Source organism: Amycolatopsis sp. FBCC-B4732 (genome assembly GCF_023008405.1).
GTDB lineage: Bacteria > Actinomycetota > Actinomycetes > Mycobacteriales > Pseudonocardiaceae > Amycolatopsis > Amycolatopsis pretoriensis_A.
In genome coordinates, this window is sequence record NZ_CP095376.1 from 5,237,853 (window position 1) to 5,258,084 (window position 20,232).

Annotated in this window: 18 protein-coding genes; 3 read left to right on the plus strand and 15 right to left on the minus strand. The window is 73.3% G+C overall.

The annotated features are described in order from the left end of the window. Nucleotides 1-71 precede the first annotated feature (71 nt). A complete protein-coding gene (ggt, locus tag MUY14_RS22425; RefSeq protein ID WP_247011582.1) occupies nt 72-1,871 on the minus strand; it encodes a gamma-glutamyltransferase in 1,800 nt (599 codons plus the stop codon). Nucleotides 1,872-2,075: 204 nt separating this feature from the next. Between ggt and MUY14_RS22430 the strand changes: the two genes are divergently transcribed. Beyond that, nucleotides 2,076-2,891 (plus strand): lysozyme, encoded by an 816-nt coding sequence (locus MUY14_RS22430; protein ID WP_247011584.1) that lies wholly within the window; start codon nt 2,076-2,078, stop codon nt 2,889-2,891. Nucleotides 2,892-2,969: 78 nt separating this feature from the next. After that, nucleotides 2,970-4,307 (plus strand): hypothetical protein, encoded by a 1,338-nt coding sequence (locus MUY14_RS22435; protein ID WP_247011587.1) that lies wholly within the window; start codon nt 2,970-2,972, stop codon nt 4,305-4,307. A gap of 47 nt (nt 4,308-4,354) precedes the next feature. Here MUY14_RS22435 and MUY14_RS22440 read toward each other — a convergent pair whose 3' ends face one another. The 5 genes from MUY14_RS22440 to MUY14_RS22460 form a co-directional block, all read right to left on the minus strand. After that, nucleotides 4,355-5,743, minus strand: coding sequence for a trehalose-6-phosphate synthase (locus tag MUY14_RS22440; RefSeq protein ID WP_247011589.1), 1,389 nt, complete (start codon nt 5,741-5,743; stop codon nt 4,355-4,357). Then, nucleotides 5,740-6,975 carry an MFS transporter gene (locus MUY14_RS22445; protein ID WP_247011591.1) on the minus strand — a complete coding sequence of 412 codons (1,236 nt, stop codon included), beginning with the start codon at nt 6,973-6,975 and terminating at the stop codon, nt 5,740-5,742. Before MUY14_RS22445 ends, MUY14_RS22440 begins: the two co-directional genes overlap by 4 nt. A gap of 710 nt (nt 6,976-7,685) precedes the next feature. Beyond that, nucleotides 7,686-8,456 (minus strand): HisA/HisF-related TIM barrel protein, encoded by a 771-nt coding sequence (locus MUY14_RS22450; RefSeq protein ID WP_247011594.1) that lies wholly within the window; start codon nt 8,454-8,456, stop codon nt 7,686-7,688. Further along, complete coding sequence (locus MUY14_RS22455; protein ID WP_247011596.1) at nt 8,453-9,901, minus strand: DHA2 family efflux MFS transporter permease subunit; 1,449 nt, start codon at nt 9,899-9,901, stop codon at nt 8,453-8,455. The genes MUY14_RS22450 and MUY14_RS22455 overlap by 4 nt, the downstream gene beginning before the upstream one ends. Continuing rightward, a complete protein-coding gene (locus MUY14_RS22460) occupies nt 9,898-10,509 on the minus strand; it encodes an NADPH-dependent FMN reductase (protein WP_247011598.1) in 612 nt (203 codons plus the stop codon). The genes MUY14_RS22455 and MUY14_RS22460 overlap by 4 nt, the downstream gene beginning before the upstream one ends. 102 nt (nt 10,510-10,611) lie before the next feature. Here MUY14_RS22460 and MUY14_RS22465 point away from each other — a divergent pair, with 102 nt between their 5' ends. Further along, nucleotides 10,612-11,256 (plus strand): TetR family transcriptional regulator, encoded by a 645-nt coding sequence (locus tag MUY14_RS22465; RefSeq protein WP_247011600.1) that lies wholly within the window; start codon nt 10,612-10,614, stop codon nt 11,254-11,256. A 3-nt stretch (nt 11,257-11,259) separates the two neighbouring features. On the opposite strand, the gene MUY14_RS22470 is transcribed toward MUY14_RS22465, so the two are convergent. Genes MUY14_RS22470 through MUY14_RS22510 form a run of 9 tightly spaced genes read right to left on the minus strand, consistent with a single transcriptional unit; the run spans nt 11,260 to nt 20,231 of the window. Next, on the minus strand, nt 11,260-12,579 hold the full coding sequence (locus MUY14_RS22470) for an NDP-hexose 2,3-dehydratase family protein (protein WP_247011602.1): 1,320 nt from the start codon (nt 12,577-12,579) through the stop codon (nt 11,260-11,262). An 11-nt stretch (nt 12,580-12,590) separates the two neighbouring features. Then, nucleotides 12,591-13,478: a glucose-1-phosphate thymidylyltransferase RfbA gene (rfbA, locus tag MUY14_RS22475; RefSeq protein WP_247011604.1), complete on the minus strand. Its 888-nt coding sequence runs from the start codon at nt 13,476-13,478 to the stop codon at nt 12,591-12,593. After that, complete coding sequence (rfbH, locus tag MUY14_RS22480; RefSeq protein WP_247011605.1) at nt 13,475-14,788, minus strand: lipopolysaccharide biosynthesis protein RfbH; 1,314 nt, start codon at nt 14,786-14,788, stop codon at nt 13,475-13,477. The genes rfbA and rfbH overlap by 4 nt, the downstream gene beginning before the upstream one ends. 9 nt (nt 14,789-14,797) lie before the next feature. Further along, entirely contained in the window at nt 14,798-15,778 is a 981-nt protein-coding gene (gene rfbB / locus MUY14_RS22485; RefSeq protein ID WP_247011606.1) for a dTDP-glucose 4,6-dehydratase, read from the minus strand. Further along, nucleotides 15,778-16,758: a Gfo/Idh/MocA family protein gene (locus tag MUY14_RS22490; protein WP_247011607.1), complete on the minus strand. Its 981-nt coding sequence runs from the start codon at nt 16,756-16,758 to the stop codon at nt 15,778-15,780. Before MUY14_RS22490 ends, rfbB begins: the two co-directional genes overlap by 1 nt. Next, entirely contained in the window at nt 16,755-18,038 is a 1,284-nt protein-coding gene (locus MUY14_RS22495) for a nucleotide disphospho-sugar-binding domain-containing protein (RefSeq protein ID WP_247011608.1), read from the minus strand. The genes MUY14_RS22490 and MUY14_RS22495 overlap by 4 nt, the downstream gene beginning before the upstream one ends. Next, nucleotides 18,035-18,796: a methyltransferase domain-containing protein gene (locus MUY14_RS22500; protein ID WP_247011609.1), complete on the minus strand. Its 762-nt coding sequence runs from the start codon at nt 18,794-18,796 to the stop codon at nt 18,035-18,037. The genes MUY14_RS22495 and MUY14_RS22500 overlap by 4 nt, the downstream gene beginning before the upstream one ends. Next, nucleotides 18,793-19,014 carry a ferredoxin gene (locus MUY14_RS22505; protein ID WP_247011610.1) on the minus strand — a complete coding sequence of 74 codons (222 nt, stop codon included), beginning with the start codon at nt 19,012-19,014 and terminating at the stop codon, nt 18,793-18,795. Before MUY14_RS22505 ends, MUY14_RS22500 begins: the two co-directional genes overlap by 4 nt. Next, on the minus strand, nt 19,011-20,231 hold the full coding sequence (locus MUY14_RS22510) for a cytochrome P450 (RefSeq protein WP_247011611.1): 1,221 nt from the start codon (nt 20,229-20,231) through the stop codon (nt 19,011-19,013). The genes MUY14_RS22505 and MUY14_RS22510 overlap by 4 nt, the downstream gene beginning before the upstream one ends. Nucleotide 20,232 lies beyond the last annotated feature (1 nt).

Sequence of the window (20,232 nt, forward strand, 5' to 3'; positions counted from 1 at the left end):
GCGGGGTTTCAGGTGGCTGGAACATCGGGGCCGAGTCTAGAAGGCCCCGATGTTCCCGGCGCGCTCGCGCCCTACCAGTGCGCGGGCCACACCACCTGTGCCGCGCCGATGCCGCGCCGGACCGGTTCCGCCGCGGCCAGCCAGCGGCCGTCGCGCAGGTGCTCCACTCCCGTGGCCGCGCCGATCTCCGCCGGGGCCGTCGAGAAGCCCTGGCCGCGAGCCCGCAGCTCCGCCGTCTCGGGCTGGTCCAGGAACGCCTGCTCGACCTGGGCGGCCGCCGAGTTGCGCTGCGATGCCCGCGGGGCCGCGATCGCGTCCTCCAGGGACAACCCCCGGTCCAGGCGGCCGAGGATCACCTGCAGGACCGTCGTGATGATCGACGCGCCACCCGGGGAGCCCGTCGCGAAGAGCGGGCGGCCGTGGTCGAGGACGATCGTCGGGGCCATCGACGAGCGCGGGCGCTTGCCCGGGCCCGGCAGGTTCGGGTCGGGGACGCCCGGCGTCACCGGCGTGAACGAGAAGTCGGTCAGCTCGTTGTTGAGCAGGAACCCCCGGCCCGGCACGACGATGCCGCTGCCGCCCTCCTGCTCGATCGTCAGCGTGTACGCGACGACGTTGCCCCACTTGTCGGCGACCGTCAGGTGGGTGGTGTTCTCGCCCTCGTACGGCGTCGGCGCGGCGGCGGCACCCGCGGCGCACGGTGCCGGGTGGCGCGGGTCGGCCGGGGCGACCGGGCTGGTGGCCGCCTTGTCCTTCGAGATCAGGCAGGCCCGCGTGTCGGCGAAACGCTGGCTGAGCAGTTCGCGCGCCGGGACGTCGACGAACGCCGGGTCGCCGATCCAGCGGTTGCGGTCGGCGAAGGCGAACCGGGTCGACTCCAGGAAGTACTGCAGGTAGTCGGCCTTGCTCGCGTGCTTCAGGTCGAAGTTCTCGAGGATGTTGAGCGCCTCGGCGACGGTCAGCCCGCCGGACGACGGCGCCGGCATACCGTAGACGTCGAGTCCGTGGTAGCCGGTCTGCGTCGGGCGGCGCTCGATCGCTTCGTAGGCGGCCAGGTCGCCGGTGGTGAGCTTGCCGGGCCGGACGTTCAGCGTCGAGGCCGGGTCGACCGGCGGCTTCTGCACGGTCTTCGCGATGTCCGCGCCGATCGGGCCGCGGTACAGCGCGCCGACGCCCTGGCGTTCGAGCTGCGCGTACGTCGCCGCGAGGTCGGGGTTGCGGAAGACCGTCCCGGGGGCCGGCGGGGCGCCGTCCGGCAGGTACAGCGAGCGCGTCGACGGGAACGCCGAGAACCGCGCCGCGTTGTTCGCGATCTGCGTCTGGAACGTCGAGTCGACGACGAAGCCGTTCCGCGCGAGGTTCTCGGCGGGCTTCAGCGACCTCGCCAGCGAGCGCGTCCCCCACTTGCGCAGCGCCTCGGACCAGGTCGCCGGCGTGCCCGGCACCCCGACGCTGAGCCCGCTGGTGACGGCGTCGTTGAACGGCAGCGGCTGACCGTTCTCGACGAACAGGTTCGCGTCCGCGGTCTTCGGCGCCGTCTCGCGGCCGTCCAAAGTGTGCACGCGGTGCGTCTTGGCGTCGTAGTAGACGAAGAAGCCGCCCCCGCCGACGCCGGCGGAGAAGGGGTCGGTGACCCCGAGCGCGGCGGCGACCGCGACGGCCGCGTCGACGGCGTTGCCGCCGTCGCGCAGGACCTGGGTGCCGATCGCGGTGGCGTCGGCGTCGATGCTGGCCACGGCCCCGCCGAAGCCGACGGCGACCGGCGACTTGGGGGTGGGCGTGGCCGCGGTGGCGGGCCCGCTCGCGACGGTGGTGACGAGCGCGGCGGCAGCGGCGATGACGAGGGTTCGGCGGCATCTGAGCGCGGGCATGCGGGCGAGTCTGCCCCCTGGTTCCCCTGCCTACAAGACGCCAACGGGGCCGATACACCCGTTTCGTCAGCTTTTCACACAGTTCAGGGGTTCCGGAAATTAAATCACATGGAGCAGTGACGTTGCCGTCCTCGCTGTAACAGAATCGTGCGGCGCGGCCTGCACACCGCGCACAGCGAGGGCAACCGGAAGGAACAACTCACCATGACTGCACCACGACGGTGGCGCCGCCTGCTCGGCGCCGCACTCGCGGTCTCGACCTCCCTGCTGGTCGCGACCGCCCCCGGCGCCGAGGCTTCGCCGCCGCTCCCCCAGCAAGACGCCACCGGCAACCACGAGATGGGCGCGGCGATCCGGGCCCACGACGGGGTCGCCCCGGCCGGCCTGGCCCCGGCGTCGGTGGACGCGAGCGTCCCCGGCATCGATGTAAGCGCTTACCAGGGGAACGTCAACTGGGCGTCGTACTGGAGCGCGGGCAAGAAGTTCGCCTACGTCAAGGCGACCGAGGGCACCGGCTACACGAACGCGTACTTCAGCCAGCAGTACACGGGTTCCTACAACGTCGGCATGATCCGCGGCGCGTACCACTACGGCCGCCCGGACACCTCGGGCGGCGCAGCGCAGGCCGACTACTTCGTCGCCCACGGCGGCGGCTGGTCGAAGGACGGCAAGACGCTTCCCGGCACGCTCGACATCGAGTGGGGCCCGAACAACGCCTGCTACGGCAAGACCCCCGCGCAGATGGTCGCGTGGATCAAGGCGTTCAGCGACGAGTACCACGCGAAGACGACCCGCTGGCCGGTGATCTACACGGCGACGAGCTGGTGGAGCCAGTGCACCGGCAACACCGGCGACTTCAGCTCGACGAACCCGCTGTGGGTGGCTCGGTACGCCTCTTCGGCGGGCACGCTGCCGTACAACTGGGGCTTTTACACGTTCTGGCAGTACAGCTCCTCGCCGATCGACCAGGACAGCTTCAGCGCGGACATCTCGCGCCTGAAGGTGCTGGCGACCGGCTGATCCCGACTTACCGGGGTTACGCGGGTGGCGCGGTCGCGGAAGACTCGGCCGCGTCACCCACGCCGTGGAGGGAACCCCGTGCGCCTGACCGCCCTGCTCCCCCTGCTCGCCGCCGTCCCGCTCTTCGCGTTCCCGGCCGTCGCCACGGCCGCGCCCGGCTGCTTCGACGCCGGTGTTCCGCTGACCGTCGAGGAACAGCGGCTGACCGCTTCCCTGCCCGCGGGTGGTCCCGCCGCCGGACCCGAACTCGTCCGGCTGGCGGGGTTCGACCCGCTCGTCGCCGAGGTGAAGCACGACCTCTGCGCGGCGCGCACCCCGCGCCGGGCCGAGCGCCTGGTCACGCAGGCGGGCGACCGGCTGTGGCGGACGGCCGTCGACCGGGCGCAGGGCCGCCGCCCGGATCTCGGGACGCTCGACCGCTTCGACGACCGGCCGCTGTACTGGGCGCGGCTGCAGCTCAGCAGCGCGATCCGGCAGTGGAAGCCGTTCCCTTCGCAGCGGGATTCGCTGCTTTCGGCGTTCGACCGGGGTTCGCGGGGCCTCGACGATGTCCGCTTCCCGCCCGGGAAGACACGGCGAGTCATGGTGAGCGGCTTCGACCCGTTCCAGCTGGACGGCGCCGGGATCACCATCTCGAACCCGGCCGGCGCGTCGGCGCTGCAGCTCGACGGCCGCGTCCTCGACACCCCTTCGGGCCCGGCCGTGGTCCAGGCCGTGAGCTTCCCGGTGGTGTGGGGCTACTTCGACCAGGGCATCGTGGAAGCGGCGTACGGAACGGCGTTGCGCGACCGCGCGCGGCGCCCGGACGTGGTCCTGACGATCAGCCAGGGCCGCCCGGGCCGCTTCGACGTCGAACGCTGGGCGGGCGCCTGGCGCGGCGGCTTCCCGGACAACAACAACGCTTCGGTGACAGGTGGCGTCCCGCCGGCCGCGGGCTGGCCGCAACCGGACGTCCAGTTCATCGAGACGACGCTGCCGTACTCGCGGATGCTCGCGGTGCCGGGTGCGTACCCGGTGAACTTCAACCAGGCGTTCTGCGTGTGGCCGGACTCTTCCCACCCGGGTGAAGGGACGCCGGTGTGCCGCTCGGACGCCCCGGCCCCCGGCGAAATCGCGGCTTCGGGCGGCGGCGGGAACTACCTGAGCAATGAATCGATGTTCCGGGCGAACCGGGTCCGGCTGGGACTGGGCCTGACGTCGGTGGCGGGCGGGCACCTGCACACGCCGGTACTGGGCCAGCCGACGGGCTTGACGGACCCTGATTTCGAGGCCCGTCGCCAAGCGATCGCGGCGCAGGTGATCGCGTTGACGACAGCGGCGGCGGGCGGTCCGGACGCGAAAATCCGGCCGCAGCCGGCAGTGGAATCCCCGCGAGCGGCGCTGGAATCCTTGCCGGGCACGGTGTTGAGCCGCTGAGCACGATCCCGGAGGCCGGGAACGCGCCGCGTTCCCGGCCTCCCCGGTCAGAGCCCGAAAACCCCCTTCACCCAGCCGGCCACGGTCTCCTCGCGCAGGGCCGCGCGGCGCTCGCTGCGCAGTGATGACCCCGGCCGGGTCAGGGCCGCCTCCATTGCTTCGGCGGTCGCCGTCAGGTCGAACGGGTCGATCCCGACGGCGAAGCGGCCGAGGCCCTCGATCACGCCGGCGTTCTCCGACAGCAGCAGCGTCGCGTCGTCCGGCAGCAGGTACGCGGCTTCCTTGGCGAAGAGATTGAGGCCGTCGTAGGTCGAGTTGACCACTGCCGCGTCGCTCATGCTCAGGCCGGCCAGGACGCAGTGGCGGGAGTCGTCGTCCGCGGCCGGGCGGATCAGCGAAACCGCCTCCCGGCCGCCGGTCGCGAACCGGGTGTTGATCCGGTGCACGATCTCCTCCGTCTCCTCCGCGTGGGCGCGGTGGCGGCCGGCGGCGCGGCTCGGTGTCGTCACGACCGCGGCGAACCAGCACTCCGCCGCCAGCTCCGGACGGCGTTCGAGCAGCAGCTCGTAGGCGCGGAACCCGCGGGGCAGGTTCTTCCACAGGTCCAGCCGGTCGGCGCGCAGCATGATCCGGCGCCCGTGCGACCACCGTGCCAGCCGGGTGCGCCACCGCTTCATCGCGGCTTCGCCGGTCATGCGGTCGATCGTGGCGGTGTCGAGGGGGAACGGCGTCGCGACGAGCTCCGTCCGGTGCCCGCCGAGGTGCACGCTCCGCCCGTCGACGACGGCGCCCGGCACGTACCGGGCGCAGCAGCGCAGGAACGCGTCGGCCCACCGGGTCGCGTGGAAGCCCACGACGTCGCAGCGCAGCAGGCTGGTCAGGAGCCGGACGCGGATGCGGCGCGGGATGAGCGCGAAGTAGTCCGGCTCGCACCAGGGCGTGCCGAGGAAGTAGGTGAGCTTGCCGCGGACGGGCTGCTCCGCGGTGAAGAACTCCGGGACCAGCATCAGGTGCGGGTCGTTCAGCAGGACGAGGGTGTCCTCGCCGCCCGCGGCCAGCTCGGCGAGCCGCTTGGCGTAGGTGCGGTTGACCTCCTCGTAGCCGGCCCAGGCGGCCCACAGGGCGTCGTCGAACACCGGCTGGGCCGAGGTGTCGTGCATGTAGTGCAGCAGGCCGAGCAGGAGCCGGATGGAGATTTCGTCGTAGTGCTTGCGCCGCAGGTCTTCCCCCGGCTCGATCGGGTGCAGGAAGACGTCCTCGCCGATCCGCACGGTGTCCGGCGCGTCCGGCCGGTCGGGCGGCGCGGTGAAGATCCAGTGCCCGCCGTGCTGTTCGAGCAGCGCGACGAGCATCGGTGCGAGACCGCCGGGCGAGCGGGGCGCGAGCACCCCGCCGTCCCAGCGCGGGCAACTGTTGCTGCAGGTCAGAATCCTCATGAAGGTCGCCTCCTGGCGCGCGTGCAGGTGAGGGCCAGACCGGCGGCGGCGAAGACGCCGAGCCCCGCGGCCAGGCCGCGGTAACCGCCGATCGCCGAGACGACGCCGGCCAGGGGTGCGGCCACCACGGCCGCCAGCCCCATCGCCGCCTCGCCGATTCCTTCGAGGTGGGTGCGCAGTCCGGGGGACGCGGTCGCGCCGAGCAGGGCGCTGCCGCCGACCACGCCGCCGTTCCAGCCCAGTCCGACGAGGACGAGGTGGAGCGTCATCACCACGGGGTCGTGCTCGCCGGCCATGGCGCCGAGCACGCCGGCACCGAACAGGAACACGCCGCCGGCCGCGATGAGGTACACCGGGCCGAACCGGTCGGCGAGCGCGCCGGTGACCGCGGACGGGCCGAACATGCACACGACGTGCAGCGCGACCACGAGCCCGACGGCGGTCAGGCCGTCACCGCCCGCGCTCAGGTGGACCGGCGCCACGGTCATGACGCCGACCATGGCGAAGTTCGTCAGCGCGAGCGCGGAGATCGCCGGCCACGCGCGGGACGAGCGCAGGGCCCGCAGGACACCCCCGGTCTCGGCGCCTTCCGGACGTCCGCCGGAGAGACCGGCGCGGGACAGCGCGGCGAACGCGAGGGCCGCGGCCCCGAAGGCCACGATGGCCACCAGGTACGCGCCGGACTCGCGGACGAGGCCGGCGTGCGCGGCCAGCACCGCGCCGGGGCCCAGCAGGACCGGGCTGACGACGGCGCCGACGGCGGTCGCGGACAGCACCCGCCCCAGGGCGCGGCCGCGGCGGTCCGGGGGAACCACCGCGGCCGCTGCGTACCGTGCCAGGAAGACCGCCGCGTTGGCGGCACCCAGCAGGACGCTCCCGAGGAGAACGAGGGGGAAGCTGCCGCTCGCGCCGGCCGGCACGACCAGCGCGGCGCCGGCCGCGCCGACGGCGAACCCGGCCGCCAACCCGGGACCGCGGCGGCCCTGGGAAGCCAGCCGCGAGATCAGGATGGCGGCGCCGGCCTGGCCGGCGAGGTTCATCGCGACCGGAAGCCCGGCCGCCGCGGCCGACCCGGTCATCGCGGTGGCCAGCAACGGACCGGCCGTGCCGCCCGCCGCGAGCCCGGTACTGCCGACCGCGGTGGCGAGCGCCACCAGGGCCGGGACCGCGGCGGTGCCCCGCGGTGGTGGCGGGACCGGCCGGTGCGGCTGCACCGGAACTTCCGACGACAAAGCTTCCCCCTCGTTTCCCCGAACCGCCACGCCAACCCGCGGCGGCGATTTCCGGCTGCCACACGGTGAAGTGCGGCAGCGAGTTCGTGGTAGCGGACCGGGTGGCCCGGCACCAAGCGCGGCTTCAGCCGCCGCGCCGGTCGTAGCGCCGCCACGCCAACCCGCGGCGGCGATTTCCGGCTGCCACACGGTGAAGTGCGGCAGCGAGTTCGTGGTAGCGGACCGGGTGGCCCGGCACCAAGCGCGGCTTCAGCCGCCGCGCCGGTCGTAGCGCCGCCACGCCAACCCGCGGCGGCGATTTCCGGCTGCCACACGGTGAAGTGCGGCAGCGAGTTCGTGGTAGCGGACCGGGTGGCCCGGCACCAAGCGCGGCTTCAGCCGCCGCGCCGGTCGTAGCGCCGCCACGCCAACCCGCGGCGGCGATTTCCGGCTGCCACACGGTGAAGTGCGGCAGCGAGTTCGTGGTGGCGGACCGGGTGGCCCGGCACCAGGTGTGGCAACGACTTGCGGTCCTGCCGGGACTTGCGAACCGCACGCGGGCGGCACCGGCGACCACACCCGAAGCGCGGCAACGACTCGCGACCCCGGCCGGAACTTGCGAACCGACGGGCGTCACCCGCCGCGCCGGAGCGTGGCGGCGATTTCCGCCGGCTGCCTCGGGTTGGTGCAGCACCGGCAGCCGCGGCAGGGCCGGCGCAAGCCGCGCCGGGTCAGACCGCCGCTGCTACCTCCGGCATCGGGCCGGACTCGTACGACAGCAGCCCCGCCAACGCGGCCTGGCGCATCGCCGCCGCCATCAGCAGCGGGGACTCCGCGCGGACCAAAGCCGTGTTCACCAGCGTTGCCGACGCTCCCAGCTCCATCGCCTCGGCGACGTGCCGTGCGCTGCCGATCCCGCCCTCGACGACCACCGGGATGCCGATCTGCTCGATCAGCTCCCGGATCGCCGCCGGGTTCGCGATCCCGCGGCCCGAAGCGACCGGGGACGCCATCACGCGCAGTGCCGCGCAGCCCGCCTCCTCCAGGGCGCGGGCGGTGGCCAGGTCCGGCAGGATGAACGGCAGCAGTTCCATCCCCTCGGCCCGCAGTTCGCGGGCCGCCTCGACGGTGCCCGCGTTGTCCGGCGTGTTGTCGTCGCCGCGCACGTCGAGCTTCAGGATCTCGATGCCCAGCGAATCGCGCAGGATTCTGGCGCTGCGCAACGCACTTTCCTTGGTGCGGGCGAACGACGTCGTGCCGATCCACGTGAAGTCGTCGAGCGGCAGCTCGTCGGCCAGGTCCATCAGCAACAGGCTCGAACGGCGGTTGTCCGGGTCCACGGTGGTGATGAAGACGTCCGCGCCCGCCGCGTTGAGGACGTCTCGGACGAGCGGGACCGAGTCGTACTGCTCGATCCCCACGAGGATCCTCGAGCGGAACTCGCGGGCGCCGATCTTCAGCCACGGTTCGTCGGCGACGACGCCGATGTGCGGAATGGTCACTGTTCGTCCGTCCTTTCCAGCGGTTCACGGGTGGTGCGGGCGCGGTGGAGGGTGATGCGGAGCCATTGCGAACACATCAACGCGAGCACGGCCGAGCCGGTCAGCCACCAGAACACCCCGCGGAACGCGTGCTCTTCGCCTGCCTCGAGACCGTTGGCGATGGTGACCGTGTACAGCGAGCCGCCGAGGGCGCCGCCGATGCGCTGGACGATGTTCACCTGCGTGGTGGCGTCGGGGAGCTGGTCCGGGTGCACCGTCTGGTAGGCCGCGATCCCGGGCGGGACCGCGGTCGCCGCGACCGACGCGCCGAGCAGCACCAGCAGGACCTCGATGAGCACCGGGTCGGCGTTCGCGTCGGCGCCGACGAAGAGGAACGCGATCGTCGTCGCGAGCGCGGCCACGCTGCCCCACGTCGCGACCAGGCCGCCGCCGTAGCGGTCGGTCAGCCGGCCGGTGAGCGGCAGCGCGACCGCCGTGCCGATGCCGAGCGCGAGCATCCGCAGGCCGGTGCCGATCACGCCGTCGTGGTGCAGGATTTCGAAGTACAGCGGGAAAACCAGGGCCGCGCCGAACATCAGGGCGCCGCTGAACACGGCCGCGCCGCTGGCCGCGACGTACACCGGGCGCCGGTAGAGCCCGAGGTCCATCAGCGGGTTCGCCCGGCGCCGGGTGCGCAGGACGAACACCGTCAGGCCCGCGACGCCGAGCACGAGCGGCGCGAGCACCGGCCAGGCGGCCATCGTGCCCGCCGAACTCCACGCCGTCAGCGCGTACACCAGCAGCGGGAGCCCGCCGCCGATCCACACGAAACCCCACCAGTCGAGCGGGGCCGCGCCGCCGCGTTCGCCGCGGGGGACGTAGCGGAGGCCGAGCAGCAGGCCGATCGCGCCGATGGGCAGGTTGATCAGGAACAGCCACTCCCACGACAGCGCGTGCAGCACCAGGCCGCCGACCACCGGGCCGAGCGTCGGGGCCAGCGCCGCGGCGATGCCGAGCGTCGACATCACCCGGCCCAGCCGCGCGGCGCCGACCGCCTGGCCGATGATCGTCTGGCCCGCCGGGACCATCAGGCCCGCGGCCAGGCCCTGGACGACGCGCAGGGCGATGAGCCAGCCGACGTCGGGCGCGGCCGCGCACAGCCCGGAGGCGAGGGTGAAGGCCACCAGGGCCATCAGCCAGAGCCGCCCCGGGCCGAGCCGGCGGCCCAGCCAGCCGCACAGCGGCAGCGAAACGGCGAGCGCGACGATGTAGGCGGTCGCGACCCACTGCACCTCGGCGAGCCCGGCGTGCAGGTCGGCGCCGATGGTGTCCAGGCCGATGTTGGTCAGCGAAGCGTCGAGCCCGGACGCGAACGCCCCGAACACGATGACCAGCGCGAGCCGCCAGACCGGCCAGCCGATGCGGTCACCCGTGGCCGGCGCGGCGGGCGCGTCCGCGCGGGTCACGCCGGCACCTCTCCCGCCGCCGCCCGGCCCGCGCGCAGCGGGGCCAGCGCCGTCGACCAGGCCACGACCTCGTCGATCATCCGGGTGAGCGTCGGCTCCTGGTGGTCGCCGGGCGCGAACTCGCCCGGCTGCGTCATGTCGGTGATCTTGAAGTCGGCGAAGAGCGACAACGCCACGCACGAGCGCACGTCCGCGAGCTTGACCTCGGACACCGCGGCCCGCAGGTGCTCGACGGCGCGGATGCCGCCGTGCAGGCCGTAGCTGACGAACCCGGCCGCCTTGTCGCCCCACTCGGCGAAGAGGTAGTCGATCGCGTTCTTCAGCGCGGCCGGGTACGAGTGGTTGTACTCGGGGGTGACGAAGACGAAACCGTCGAACCCGTCGATGACGCGCGCCCAGCGCCGCGTGTGCTCGTTCGCGTAGTCGCCGATCGCCGCCGGTACCGGCTCGTCGAGCAGCGGCAGGTCGAAGTCGGCCAGGTCGACGATTTCGAAGCTGACGTCGCCCGAGCCGGCGTGCCGTTCGGCGACCTCGAGCACCCAGGCGGCGACCAGGGCCGCGCGGCGGCGCGGCCGGGTGCTGCCGGTGATGACGGCGATCCGGGTCATGGTGACTCCTTCTGCTGCGGATACTCGGGAGGCTTCGCCAAGTACAGTACACGTTGTACTTTACCGATGCAACGGGCGTTGTACATCGGTTAGGATCAGCGCATGAACAGCACCGAAGCGGCGGCGCGCCGCCCCCAGCGCTCCAGCGACAAGCGCCGCGCGATCCTCGACGGCGCCCGGGTCACCTTCGCCCGCGAGGGCTACAGCCGGGCGAGCATCGACGCGATCGCCGCCGCGGCGGACGTCTCCACGCGCACCTTGTACAACCACTTCGGCGACAAGGCGCGGCTGTTCCAGGAGGTCATCCAGACCAGCGCGACCGAGGTCGCCGAGGCCCAGCTCGCCCTGCTCGAGAGCCACTTCGGCGCCGTCACCGACGTCGAGGCGGCGCTCACCGCGTTCGCCGTCGCCTGGGCCCGGCCGAACCCGGAGTTCGCCGACCACTTCGCGCTCGTGCAGCAGATCCGGGCCGAGGCCGGGCACCTCCCGCCCGCGGTGCTGGCGGCCTGGCAGCAGGCCGGCCCGCACCGCGTCCAGGCGGAGCTCGCGGCGCGGCTGCGGCAGCTGGCCGAGCGCGGCCTGCTGCGCGTGGAGGACCCCGAGCGCGCCGCGTTCCACCTGTCGCTGCTCGCGGCGGCGGAGGTGGACAGCCGCAGCTACCACGGCGCGATCCCCGTCCCCGCCGCCGAAATCGCCGAGCTCGCCACCGCGGGCGTCCGGGTGTTCCTGCACGGCTACCTCCCCTGACCCTCAGGCGGCGACGCGCGGGCGCGCGCCGTCCAGGACGGGGCCGGCGGCCAGGTTCAGGCACGCGAGCAGGCACCGGGCGCCGACGTTGACGTAGCTGCCGTGGCCGACGAACCCGGCGAGCTCGGCCGGGGTCATCCAGCAGAAGTCGTCGGGGACGTCGAGGTCGGCGCCCGGCTCGGTTTCGACGACGAGGTACCGGTTCTCCGCGTGGTGGAACCGGCCGCCCTCCTCCGAGTGGACGACGTCGAGCAGCCGCGCGGACGCCGGGGCCGCGAGCACCTCGTCGAGGAACCGCGGGCGGCCCCCGGCCGGGTAGTTGGCCGGGATGCAGTGGACCGTCGGCGCCATCTCGACGACGTCGTGCGTCCCCGCCTCCGTGCGGGCCTGGACCAGCACCTCGAGCCGGCCGGCCACCCGCCGGCCGAGGAACGCGACGACCCCGCGCCCGTGCGGCGCGATCATCGGCTGCGACCAGCTCTTCACCTCGCGGTGCCCGGCCGTGACGTCGACCCCGATCACCGAGAAGTGCCGTCCGTCGCGGTGGCGGATCTCGTGCGGCCCCCGCTCCCAGTCCGGCAGCGCGGCCAGCGGCGTGCGCGTCCGGCTCAGCCGGTACCGCGCCTTGACCTCGGTGAACCAGCTGACGAGTTCGGCCGTGCGGGCCGGGCCCGGCGCCGCCCCGGCGGCGAACGACAGCCCGGACAGCACCGTCCGGGCGTCCATGTTCACCACGTTGTCGGCCAGCAGCAGCTCGCCCAGCTGCGCCAGGGTCAGCCAGCAGAACCCGGGCCGCACGGGCACGTCCTCGGTCACCTCGATGATCATGTTGCGGTTGCGCTTGCTCAGGAACCACGAGCCCTGCTCGGACTGCAGCGAGTCGAAGACCACCCGGCCGCGGCGCGGACTGCGGAAGTGCTCGAGGTAGGGCACCGGGCTGCCCTGGTGCACGCGCGTGTAGTTGCTCTTGGTGGCCTGGACGGTCGGCGAGAGCTGGACGCCGTTGACGTTGCCCGGCTCAACTTTGGCCTGCATGAGGTAGTGCGGCTCCCCGCCGATCTCGCGGGTGAGGATGCCGAGGATGCCGATCTCGGGCTGCACGATGATCGGCTGGGTCCACGCCTCGACGTCGCGGTGGTCGGTGCCGATCGCCAGCCCCTCCACGGTGAAGAACCGCCCGCTGCGGTGGGCGAGGTCGCCGGTGACGGGATCGACCGCCCAGCCGGGCATCCGGTCGAGCCGGGTGCGGGTGACGGTGAAGTCCTGGGCCCGGTCGCGCTCGGCGAGCCAGTCCAGGCACTGCCCGATGTCGTGGAACAACACGATTTCCCTCCCTACGCGAGCGCCGGGGCGCCGGCCGCTTCGGCGATCTGCATGACGTACCGCCCGTAGTCCGAGCCCGACATCGCCGCGCCGAGCCGGTGGCACGCGGCCGCGTCGATGAACCCCATGCGCAGCGCGATCTCCTCGATGCAGGCGATCCGCACGCCCTGGCGGTTTTCGATGATCTGCACGTACTTCGCCGCCTCGGCCATCGCGTCCGGGGTTCCGGTGTCCAGCCAGGCGTACCCGCGGCCCAGGTCGACCAGCGTCGCGCGCCCGCGGTCGAGGTAGGCCCGGTTGACGTCGGTGATCTCCAGCTCGCCCCGCGCCGACGGCCGCTGCCGCGCGGCGATCGAGACGACTTCGCTGTCGTAGAGGTACAACCCGGTGATCGCCCGGTTCGACCGCGGCCGCGCCGGCTTCTCCTCCAGCGACACCAGCCGCCCGGTCTCGTCGGCCTCCCCGACGCCGTAGCGCTCGGGGTCGGCGACCGGGTAGCCGAACAGCGTGCAGCCGTCGAGGTTCTTGATCGCGTCGGCCAGGATCGTCGGGAACCGCGGGCCGTGGAAGATGTTGTCCCCGAGGATGAGCGCCACCGGCTCGTCCCCGATGTGCGCGGCGCCGAGCCGGAACGCGTCCGCGATCCCGCGCGGCCGGTCCTGCTCCGCGTAGGAGATGGTCATCCCCAGCGCGCTCCCGTCGCCGAACAGCCGCTCGTAGGCGGGCCGGTCGGCCGGGGTGGTGATGAGCAGGATGTCGTGGATCCCGGCGAGCTGGAGCACCGAAAACGGGTAGTAGATCATCGGCTTGTCGTAGACCTGCAGCAGCTGCTTGGACGTCGCCTGCGTGACCGGGCCGAGCCGCGAGCCGGTCCCGCCGGCCAGGATGACGCCCTTCACCGCTTCGCCGCCCGTCCGCCGACGAAGTCCTTCACCGACGACGAGACGTAGTCGATCATCTCGTCGGTCAGCCCCGGGTACACCCCGACCCAGAACGTGTTCTCGGTGACGACGTCGCTGTTGGTCAGCTCGCCCGAAACCCGGTAGCGCTGCCCCTGGTAGGCGGGGTGGCGGGTGAGGTTGCCCGCGAACAGCCGCCGGGTCCCGATCTTGCGTTCTTCCAGGAACGACACCAGTTCCGCGCGGGTGAAGGGCGCGTCGGCCGTGACGGTCAGCGCGAACCCGAACCAGCTCGGGTCGCTGCGTGGGGTCGCTTCCGGGAGCAGCAGGTGCGGCAGCCCGTCGACGGCGTCGCGCAGGCGCCGCCAGTTCCGCCGCCGCGCCGCGCAGAACTCGTCGAGCTTCGCCAGCTGCGAAAGCCCCAGCGCGGCTTGCAGGTCCGTCGTCTTCAGGTTGTAGCCGACGTGGGAAAAGATGTACTTGTGGTCGTAGCCGGCCGGCAGGTCGCCCAGCCGGTAGCCGAACCGCTTGAGGCACTTGTTGCTCTCCCCCGGCTCGCACCAGCAGTCCCGGCCCCAGTCGCGCAGGGACTCCACGATCCGGGCCAGGCCCAGGTCCGCGGTGAGCACGCAGCCGCCTTCGCCCATGGTGAGGTGGTGGGCCGGGTAGAAGCTGACGGTGGTGAGGTCGCCGAAGGTCCCGGTGAGCCGCCCGTCGTAGGTCGAGCCGACGGCGTCGCAGTTGTCCTCGACGAGGAACAGGCCCTTCTCTTCGGCCAGCCGGGCGATTTCCGTGGCCTCGAACGGGTTCCCGAGCGCGTGCGCGACCATGATCGCCCGGGTGCGGCCGGACACCGCGGCCGCGACCCGCTCGGCCGTCGTGTTGTAGGTGCCCAGCTCGATGTCGACGAACACCGGCACCAGGCCGTTCTGCAGGATCGGGTTCACCGTCGTCGGGAACCCGGCGGCGACGGTGATCACCTCGTCGCCGGGGCGCAGCCGCCGCTCGCCGAGCTGCGGCGAGGTGAGCGCGGACAGCGCGAGCAGGTTGGCCGACGAGCCGGAGTTGGTCAGGTGCGCCTTGCGGCGGCCGAGTTTGCGGGCGAAGCGCGATTCGAACGTCCTCGACGCCCCGCCGGCGGCGATCTTCAGGTCGAGCGCGGCCGCGGCCAGCGCGACGCGGTCGTCGGCGTCCAGCACCGCGCCGGAAGGCCAGATTTCGGTTTCCCCGGGCACGAATCCGCGTCCGGTATCGGCTTCGGCGTGGTAGGCCCGGACTTCGTCGAGTATCGAGTTCCTGCGGTCGGTCATGCGTCCTCCTCACAGCGCGGCGGCGCGGCTCGCGGAAGCGGCCCACCAGCCGGGGTTTTCGCGGTACCAGGCGACAGTGGCGGCCAGCCCGGCGTCGAACGGGACGCGCGGGGCCCAGCCCAGCTCGGTGCGGATGCGGCTGTCGTCCAGCGCGTAGCGCCGGTCGTGCCCCTTGCGGTCGGGCACGCGGCGCACCAGCCGCTCGCCGGCCCCGCAGAGTTCGAGCAGCCGCCGGGTGAGCTCCAGGTTGCTCAGCCCGGTCCCGCCGCCCACGTGGTACACCGCGCCGGCGCGGCCGCCGGTGAGCACGGCGTGCACGGCACGGCAGTGGTCGTCGACGTGCAGCCATTCGCGCACGTTGCGCCCGTCGCCGTAGAGCGGCACGGGCCGGTCCCGCAGCAGGTTGGTGACGAACAGCGGGATGACCTTCTCGGGGTGCTGGCGGGGCCCGTAGTTGTTGCAGCACCGCGTGATCGAGACGTCGAGACCGTGGGTGCGCCAGTACGCGCGCGCCACCAGGTCCGACGCCGCCTTGGACGCCGCGTACGGCGAGTTCGGCAGCAGCGGCGAGTCCTCGGTCCAGGCGCCGTCGTCGATGGAGCCGTACACCTCGTCGGTGGACACGTGCACCACCCGGGCCACGCGGGCGTCGGCGCACGCCTGCAGCACCGCGCCGGTGCCCTCCACGTTGGTGCGCAGGAAGTCGCCCGCCGCGGCCAGCGATCTGTCCACATGCGACTCCGCGGCGAAGTGCGCCACCAGGTCGTGCCCGGGCACGAGCGCGGCCAGCAGCGCGGTGTCCCGGACGTCGCCCTCGGCGAACTCCAGCCGCGGGTGCGCGGCCGGGAGGTTGTCGCGGCGGCCGGCGTAGCCGAGGTTGTCGAGCACGGTGACCCGCGCGCCGTCCGTGCCCGGGTAGGCACCGGCGAGCAGGCCGCGGACGTAGGCGGAGCCGATGAACCCGGCTCCCCCGGTGACCAGGATCCGCATCACCCCACCGCCCCGCACACCCGCGCGGCCGCCGCGACCTCGTCGAACAACGCGGCCAGCCGCAGCACGTTCCGCCCTTCCAGCTCGCCGGGGACGCCGGTCCGCACCGACCGGGCGAACTCGGCCAGCACGTTGCCGAACTGGTCGTCGGCGGGCAGCGTCCGCCGGTCGATCCGGTCCTGGGTCTCGATCCGCAGCACCGGCCGGTGCCCGGCGGGCGGCGTGTAGGCCCACTCCACGACGATCCGCCCGGTCTCGCCCCAGAGTTCGTAGCTCGCCCGGTAGGCGTGCTCCATGCCCCACGTCAGGTGGGCGGTGCGCCCGGCCGGGTCGGTGAGCAGCGCGGCGCCCGAGAGGTCGACGCCGTGTTCGGCGCTGTGCCGCACGACCGCGCCGGCGACCGAAAGCTCGTCGCCCAGCAGCATCAACGCCGTCCGCAGCGGGTAGCCGCCGATCTCCACGAGCGCGCCGCCGCCGGCCGCGGTGTAGCGCATGTCGTCCGCGGGCTTGGGCGGGAAGGCGAATTCCGCGGTGAGGCCGCGGACTTCCCCGATCGCGCCCGCGGCCACCAGCTCCCGCACCACGGCGTGCTGGGCGTGCCGGGCGAACATGAAGTTCTCGACCAGCGAGAGCCCGCGCTCTTCGGCGAGCCGGACCAGGCGCAGGCTCGCCGGCAGGGTCCCGGTCAGCGGCTTTTCGCACAGCACGTGCAAACCGGCCCGCAGCGCGCGCTCGACCCACTCCGCGTGCAGGGCCGCCGGGAGCGGGACGTAGACGGCGTCGAGGTCGTCGCGGGCGAGCAGCTGTTCGTACCCCTCGACCGCTTCCCCGCCGAACTCCGCGGTGACGCTCTTCGCCTTCGTCTCGTCCCGGCTCGCGACGGCCACCAGCTCGACGTCGCTGCGGCGCGCGACCGCCGGCAGCATCCGGCGCCGGACGATCGACGCGCAGCCGAGCACGCCGAGCCGGACCGGCGTCACCGGGTCACCCCGCGGTGCTCGGCGGTCAGCCGTTCCAGCACGGGAACGACTTCGGTGGGCGCGGGCACGGCCAGCGCGTCCCGGTGCAGTCCGGCCGCACCGGCGGCGAACGACGGCTCGGTCATGATCCGGGTGAGCTGCTTGCGCACGACGTCCGCGGCGAACGGCTCGTCGTCGACGACCAGGCCGGCCCCGCTCGTTTCGACGAGCCGGGCGATGTCGTCGTAGTAGACGCTGCGTTCCTTCCAGACCAGCTGCGGCACCCGGTGCGCGACGGCGGCCGCGAACGTCCCGCCCCCGCCGTGGTGGATGATCGCCGCGCAGGTCGGCAGCAGCAGGTTCAGCGGCAGGTAGTCGACGACGCGGACGTGGTCCGGCACGTGCCCGACGGACGCCAGCTGCGCCTCGTTCAGCGTCGCCACGACCTCGACGTCCAGCCCGCTGGTGACCTCGAAGAGCTCTTCGGCCGCGACTTTGCTGGTACCGCCGGGGAAGAAGCTCCGGATGCCCGCCCCCAGCGACACCGCCACCCGCGGGCGCCCGCCCGGGTCGTCCAGCCAGTCCGGCACGGTCATCGTGCCGGTGTAGGGCACCGGCCGCAGCGGGACGTACCGCAGCTCCGGCGCCGGCGTGCGCAACCGCACGCCGGGATAGGCGTCGAGGGTGAACTGGCCCAGCAGGAGGTCTTCGCCGAACTCGACACCGAAGCGCTCCAGCATCGGGCGCATGTGCGCGAGCATCGGGTCGGCCGGGGCGCCGGGGCGGGCGGTGACGCGGTTGAGCACGGCGCGCAGCCACGCGACGTCGTCCACCGACCACAGCACCCGGGCGTGCGCGGCGCCGGAGACCCGCGCCGCGATCGCGGCGGGGAACGAGATCGAGTCCCAGACGATCAGGTCCGGCCGCCACCGCAGGGCGAACGCGACCAGGTCGTCGGCGAGCAGGTTCCCGCGCGCCCCCGGCGGTTCCGGGTCGTAGTAGCGGCGGAACCCGCGCAGCACCATCTTCGACGGCGGCCGCCCGGGCGCGCGGTCGCGGCCCTCGTCGCCGATCAGCTCCAGCACCCGCTCGTACAGCGCGTCGCTCTCGTGCGCGTTGGCCTTGGGGAAGTCCCACTCCCCCGCCGCGACCGCGGTCAGGCCGAGCGCGCGCACGGCGCCGGTCATCTCCGGGTGGGTCGCCACCCGGACCTCGTGGCCGGCGCCCTGCAGCGCACCCGCCAGCGGCACCAGCGGGTTGAGGTGCGCGAACGCCGAAGGAGCGCAGAAGAGGACCTTCATCGCCGCCCCCGCACCGAAAACAGCAGCGTGGTGACGTCGCGGACCTCGGGCCGGTCGAGCGTCGCCACGAACTCGGCGACGTCTTCGGCGGAGACCAGGCCGTTTTCCACCAGGGGCGCGCCCTGCAGGTTCATCCGCGCCCGCATCAGCTCGTTCTCCTCCTCACCCTGCCCCGGCCCGAGCGGCCGGACGGTCTGCTCCACGGCTTCGAAGCCGGTGCGCGCGAGCAGCGACGGCAGCCGGCGGGCGAGCCGCCAGTCCAGGCCCGCGCCCGCGGCGGCCTTCGCGTAGCCCTCGACGACCCGGCGGCCCAGCGGGGTCGCGCAGTCGTCGCTCGGCATGAAGTAGAAGTCCTCGGCGACGAGGTACCCGCCCGGCGCGAGCCAGCGGTGCACGCGGTCGAGCACCGCCTCCGGGTCCGGCAGGTACGACAGCACCGCCCGGGCCAGCACGAGGTCGAACGAGCCGTCCGGGAAGTCGGCTTCGGCCAGATCGGCCTGCTGCACGGTCAGGTTGTCCGCCGCGGCGCCGGCCAGGGCAGTGGTGTCGCGGTCGAGCGCGAGCACCGAGCCCCGCGGGACCTGCCCGGCCAGCCAGCGCGACATCGACCCGAGGCCGGCCCCGAGGTCGAGGCAGCGCCAGTCCGGGCGGATGCCGAGCCCGGTGATCATCCCGCGGGTCCCCGGGTCGTAGTTGCGTTCCCACAGCCTGCCGATCACCTGCTCGGTGTCGGCGGCCTGCTCGGTCTCCTGGGTCATCGGGCGCTCCCTTCGTCGGTCCCGTGCACCGTGATCGCGCCGGTGGGGCAGCACCGGGCGACGTCCTCCAGCAGTTGCGCGTCCCACGCCCCGGCCGCTGAGGGCCGGAAGACGGCGAACCCGTCGTCACCGACCCGGAACAGCCCGGGCGCCATCACCTCGCACGACCCGGACCCGCAGCACAGGGCCCGGTCGACGCGGACGGCGGGGCCGCTCATCGCGCCGCGTCCACCGGGAGCGCGGTCAGCCGCCGCATCGCCCAGTTCTCGATGTAGCGCACGTCCGCGCGCCCGGTCGCGAGCCGCAGCCCGGGGAACCGGCGGAACAGCGCCGTCACCGACAGCCCGATCTCCAGCCGGGCGAGCGCGGCACCGAGGCAGTTGTGCAGGCCGTGCCCGAAACCGACGTGCCGGGGCCCGGTCCGGGCCAGGTCGAGCCGTCCGGGGTCGGGGAACCGCCGCGGGTCGCGGTTCGCCGCGAGCAGCCCGGCGATCACCGGCGAGCCGGCGGGCAGCCGGGTGCCGGCGAAGTCGACGTCTTCGGTGGTCACCCGGAACAGGGCGGTGGTAAGCGCGCCTTCGTAGCGCAGCAGTTCTTCCACCGCGGCCGTGGTGTCCGCGCCGCCGGTCAGCGCGGCCCGCTGGTCCGGGTGGTCCAGCAGGGCGAGCACGGCGTTGCCGAGGAACGCGCGGACGGTGTCGCTGCCCGCCATGATCATCGCCGCCACCATCGCGACCAGCTCGCGCTCGTCGAGGCGGTCGCCGTCTTCGGACGCCTCGACCAGCGCGGACGTCAGGTCGTCGGCCGGCGTGCGGCGCTTCTCGGCGACGAGTTCCTCGGCGTACTCGCAGATCCGCGCGAACCCGGCGGGCACCCGGTCCATCAGCGCCGGGTCCGACGGGAACGCCTGGGTCAGCGCGTCCACCAGGTCGCGGTGGCGCTCGATCCGCAGGCCGAGGATGGCGCCGAGCATCTCCGAGGAGACGACGCCGGCGAAGTCGTCCATGACGTCGAACGTGCCGAGCGCGGCGCAGCGGTCCAAGGTCCGGTCCACCAGCCCGGTGAGCTCGTCCCGCCATCGCTCGACGCGGCGGGTGGTGAACGCGCTCATCGCGAGCCGGCGCAGCCGCGTGTGCGCGGGCGGGTCCACCACGGTGACCGCGCGTTCGAGGACGCTGCCCGCGCCGCTGACCAGGCCGGCTTCGCGGAACTCGGAATTGCCCCAGGTGCCGCCCTCGGAGGAGAAGCGCGGGTCGGCGAGCAGGGCGCGCACGTCGTCGTAGCGCGTGACCAGCCACATGCGCACGTCCCCGACCGGGAAGCGGAACTCGTGCACGGGGTCGTGCTCGCGCAGCCGGGCGAGCGTCGGGTACGGGTCCTGGTAGTAGCCGGCGGTGAACAGCCCGGCCGGGGGTGCTTCGGCGGGGGTGGTCATT